Annotated in this window: 5 protein-coding genes; all 5 read right to left on the minus strand. The window is 54.9% G+C overall.

The window, feature by feature from the left end; translation table 11 throughout:
- A partial coding sequence (locus PLH32_18295) for a phage tail tape measure protein (GenBank protein ID HQJ66560.1) occupies positions 1-3,014 on the minus strand: 3,014 nt, incomplete at its 3' end.
- Positions 3,014-3,517 carry a hypothetical protein gene (locus tag PLH32_18300; GenBank protein ID HQJ66561.1) on the minus strand — a complete coding sequence of 168 codons (504 nt, stop codon included), beginning with the start codon at positions 3,515-3,517 and terminating at the stop codon, positions 3,014-3,016. The genes PLH32_18295 and PLH32_18300, both read right to left, overlap by 1 nt.
- A complete protein-coding gene (locus tag PLH32_18305; GenBank protein ID HQJ66562.1) occupies positions 3,510-3,725 on the minus strand; it encodes a hypothetical protein in 216 nt (71 codons plus the stop codon). Before PLH32_18305 ends, PLH32_18300 begins: the two co-directional genes overlap by 8 nt.
- A gap of 11 nt (positions 3,726-3,736) precedes the next feature.
- On the minus strand, positions 3,737-4,192 hold the full coding sequence (locus PLH32_18310) for a hypothetical protein (protein ID HQJ66563.1): 456 nt from the start codon (positions 4,190-4,192) through the stop codon (positions 3,737-3,739).
- 11 nt (positions 4,193-4,203) lie between these two features.
- Positions 4,204-4,563 (minus strand): hypothetical protein (locus PLH32_18315; protein ID HQJ66564.1); only part of this gene is annotated, 360 nt, incomplete at its 5' end.

Here is a 4,563-nt window from a genome sequence, read left to right on the forward strand (position 1 = left end):
ACGTCCACCAGTGCATTCTGCGTCGAGACATAGCAATTTGTCACGTAGAGGTTCAGCTTTGTTATGATGTCGTTCAGCCCCGGCCATTCAGGCGCAGGGGCAGGCTCCCCGCCGGCTGGCTGCTGCACTATGACAGCTTCACCCGTCAGCCGGGCGGTCAGCAGATTAAAGATGTTCCGGGTCAGGTCATGGATGGACCAGAGCGCGAGCGTCATCTCTTCGGCTTGCCGGTATGTGATCTGCTTGGTTCGGGTGAAGGCCACCGATTCCTCAGATGTGGCGCTAGCGATTTCGCCGGCTGTTTCTTCGCGCCAGTCCTTCATCTCTTTGAGGGATTCCTGGTAGAGCTCAATCAACTCGCGGAGCTGTTCTTCCGTCATCTCCAATGGGAAGGCGGTCCCGAACGCCGTCTCCCAGGCTTGCTTGAAAGTGCTCCCCGCGCCGAGCGAATCGAGCAGCTTTTTCACCTTTTCAAAGCCGTCCTCGATTTCAGTCGGCAGATCGACACCCAGGTACTGCTTGGCATAGCGCACCAGCATCTGGAACTTTTGGGCCGGGTCCTCGATGTCGAGCAACCGGACTTCATAATTCCACCGCTCAATCATGCTGGCAAAGTCGTCACCCCATTTACCGAAATTCTTGAGTTGGTCGGCCAGCGCTTGCATCTTCGCCTGGAAAATCTCTTTATAGGCAACTCGCTCCATCGGGGTCTTAAGGGCGTTCCACCATTCCACAAGCTCGTTCATCTGCTGCTGGAGCTGGGCGTAGGTCATATCCTGGAGCTGATCGGTATATTCTTTTATGCGCTCGGTCAGTGTTTTTGTCGCGTCTCCGGCCTTTTTGCCGCTGCCGAATAGACCTGAGAAGATATCAACGAGCCCTTGAAAAACACCCAGGGGATTGCTGGTAGCCAGGCCGGAAGCCATCTCAATAATTCCCGTAGCAAACTCGCTCGCGGCCTCATCGCCTTCAAACAGGGCATCTGCTAGCTTCATGCTTGCCGAGGTCAAGTTTTGTATTGCATCCTCACCATAGAAAAAGGTTGCCCAAAGTTTTTCCATCTCATTGTTGAATACCTTCAGCTCATGCTCCTTAGGCACCACGACTTGACCGTAGGGCAGTCCACCTTTGGCAACTTCCGATTTGCCCCCGGAGAAACTCCATTTCTGGCCCTGCATTGCCTTCATCTTTTCCAGCTCTTCTGCCCGGGCTTCAGCGGCCTCCTTGGCCGCTTTGGCGGTCTCTTTGGCCAGGTCTTTTTTGATTTGTTCCAGTTCGACAAGACGGGTTTCGCTCACCAGCAGCCTTTGCGTGGTATCGGCCAAATCCACCTTGAGCTCTTTCTGAGAGGCTTCCGCCGCAGCGGCCGCTTGCGCCATCGTGATCTGGTTGGCTATGCTCTTGTTGTCAAGGAGTAGGCTTTCCCGTTTCGCATCCGTCCACTGCTCCTGCGAAGCCCTCAATTTGTCCGCGATTTCAGCGAGCTTTTTATAGGTCGCCTCGTCACCCACAGTTTTGGCTTGCCTCTGCATTACTAGGATCTGCTGCTGGTAGCTGGCCAGCTCTCTTGCTGTTACGAGTCGTTGTTTGTCCTGGAGCTGGGTGGCGTTGGAAGCTTCGGCAATTTCCTTCAGATACTCAGACTCTGCCATGAGGGCTTCCACCAGTTCACCGGCTGAGATGGTCCGCTGGTCCTGGATCTGTTTGGCCCTCTCACTCAGGACCGGGAATGCTGTGAAAAAGTCCCTCACTTCCTCATAAACTTTGAGGGTGTCTTGCCCAGGCGCCATCAGCATCGACAGAGCTTTCTGCATTGCTGTCGCCCTGGCTGTAATGTCGCCTACGCTGGCAATCGTTTTCCCGACAAACTGCCATTCCCGCTGCAACCGCCGGGCTTCCGTCTCGCCGGTGAGTCCCAGTGCTTCAAACCCATCCGCCACAAATTCGACGGCAGTTTTAACGGCCGGCAGAATCCGCTGACCTAATTCAATCATCGAGGCATTCAACTGGTTTTTGACGAGCTGCCATTGTTTCCCTGTGCCGCTCATGATTTTGGAAAGTGCTTGGTCTGTTGCGCCGGCTGAATTCTTGAGGTTGTTCAAACTCCTGGCGTAATTGTCCGCGCCTGTTCCAGCGATAACCGCCGCAGCCCTGAATGCACGAATCTCAGGCACAATGGCCTGGAGCAATTCGATATTGTCACCAGCCTTATCATTCAAGTCCTTGATAAAGCCCTGAAAACCTTTCGCTTTTAGCCCTGCAACCGACCATTCAATTCCCACGGATTTGGCTGCTTCTTTTGCGTCGTCCTGAGTGTTGACGATGGACAGCAGCAGCCGGTTCATGGAGGTCGCGGCTTCATCTACTGAGTAGCCAGCAAGAGTCATAGAGACCATCGCTGCCAGCACTTCTTTGAGTTCGACCTTGGCCAGGGCGGCAGTCCCGACCACCTGCCCGATCGCCGGAGCTAATTGCTCCATGGTCATCTTGCCGTCGCGGACGGAGATGAAAAAGTCGTCCGAGATTTCCTGCGCCTCGGACGCTTCAATATTATAGGCATTCAGGACGTTGGTTATGGCGTCGACTGTGGTGAAGGTGGAGGTCAAACCGGCCGTAGCGGTTTTGGATGACACAGCCAGGACATTCATTGCCTCTGACGCATCGGTGATACCTGCAGAAATCACCTGATAGTAGGCTTTAGCCAGAGCTGGGGCACTCTCAGGGATGCTCCGCGACAGGTTCAGGATCTCAGCGGAAATATCCTGCATTTCATCTTTATTTTTATCCATGATCGACCAGACCTCGTTCATGGCCGATCCCAGCTCACGAGCCATATTAACGGCTGCAATGCCAATCTTGCCCAGGGCCATGGCAAGGCCGGCAATGCCGGCTCCGGTCGCAAGGCTTTTCATCTTGGCGTCCATGGTCCCCATGAGGTTGTCGGCGTTGGCCCAGCCGTGCTTGAACTCCGAGGTGTCCAGGCCCAGGGCGTAATGCAGGCGGTCGATTAGCATTATTTGCTCCCTGATCCTCCGGTGATCTTGAGCTTCGCTGCCAGGGTCGGCGTCATCCGTCTCTTGAGCGTTTCCACCGCATAGCCCAGGACTGAGTAGCCTGGCTTCGTTTCAAGGGGCGCTGCGTATTCCATTCCTGCGTATAGCAGCCCCATCAGTAAAGCGGTATCGTTGTGTATGGTGGTCCGGCCGTGCCGGTAATCGGCCTGCCTCATTTCCAGCGGTTTCAGGATCTCCACCATGATGCTGTCGCGAAGGTTGCCGGTCCGGTCCCGCCAGGCTCCGGGCCGGGACGGATTTTTGGCCAAAGTCTGCATGACCGAAAGCACTGCTTCGAGAGCTTCTGGTCCCAGTTCGTTTTCAACCTGTTCGATGAGTTCCTCCATCTTGGTCCGGGCGCGGTCAAGCTGCTGCCGTTGGCCCCATAGTATCCGGCCGATTTTGGCGCGGACTTTGGGCATGCGGCTTTTGCTCAGATCTTTGTACCTGCCTGTTTTAGCCATGATAGACAACTCCTAATTCAGCCAACTTGCTTTCATCGATCTCAGAAATGTCTTGTGCCTGTTTATCCTCTTGATCTGGTTTGTAGACCGGCCAAAAATCTATCAGCAGAAATAACCATGCACAGGGTAATTCCCAAACGATGTATTCCGGTTTCCACCCTGTCTCTTTTATCAGCGCCGCTACACCTGAAAGTACCTGCTCAATCAAAGGCTTGTCCGCTATTGCTGGGCCACTGCCAGGTTGACCATTTTTTTTTGAATCGCAAAACGGGGATTCCTGGCGAGCCACTCGTCAAAGATCTCTCCGAGCACAGCTTCCGGCGTTTCCCATTCCAGTTCCTGGAGGGTGACCGGATAGTCCTCTGGCTTCAGGTTGCCCCGTTTCGCCGCCCAGGTCGCCGCCGGAGTCAGAATCATCTGATAAATTTCAAAGTCCTTGACCATTGCGCTCTGCAGCCGTTTAGCAAACAGCTCGTAGAGCGATTCAGCCCCACCTGTACCTTTTCCCTTTACGCTTTCTTGCAGGATCTCCAGGTCAACCGTGCGGATTTTATCAATAATCATGGTGATTATAAGAGTGACCGCCCCGGCCGGCAGGGCCTCTACGGTCACCGTCTTTTCGCCGATGGTAAACTCCCTGGGCTGGTTGATCAGCCGGTCAACTTCCTCGCTCATAAATGACCTCCTCAGTCATGGATAAAGCACTGCAGGAAACCGCCTTCCCGGGCTTCCCGGTAACGCTGCGGATGTTTTTCAAACAGACGCCGTTCAGCTGCCATGTCCACCTGTGTGGAGGAGGGCCCGGGGTGGCAGGCCCGGCTCAGCGGTTGATAGAGAATGATCCCCCCGCCATCCAGAATAGTCCAGGCCAGATCGGTGTCGCCGCGCCAGTCGGTGAACCACTCGTCAAATCCGCCCGCTTTTTCCAGCGCCTCTCTGGTGTACAGGATGTGGCCGGACATGTAGCCCCATTCAAATACCCGGGATATCGTGCCGTAGATATGGCCCTCCACGGCTTCAGGATTGGCCTTGGCGAAAAGCTGCAG

Source organism: bacterium, from assembly GCA_035419245.1.
Lineage (GTDB): Bacteria > Zhuqueibacterota > Zhuqueibacteria > Residuimicrobiales > Residuimicrobiaceae > JAKPUX01.

Excerpts from the sequence above, each read along its gene's own strand:
- PLH32_18300 (HQJ66561.1), bottom strand. The coding sequence starts at position 3,517 with ATGGCTAAAACAGGCAGGTACAAAGATCTGAGCAAAAGCCGCATGCCC.
- PLH32_18310 (HQJ66563.1), bottom strand. The coding sequence starts at position 4,192 with ATGAGCGAGGAAGTTGACCGGCTGATCAACCAGCCCAGGGAGTTTACC.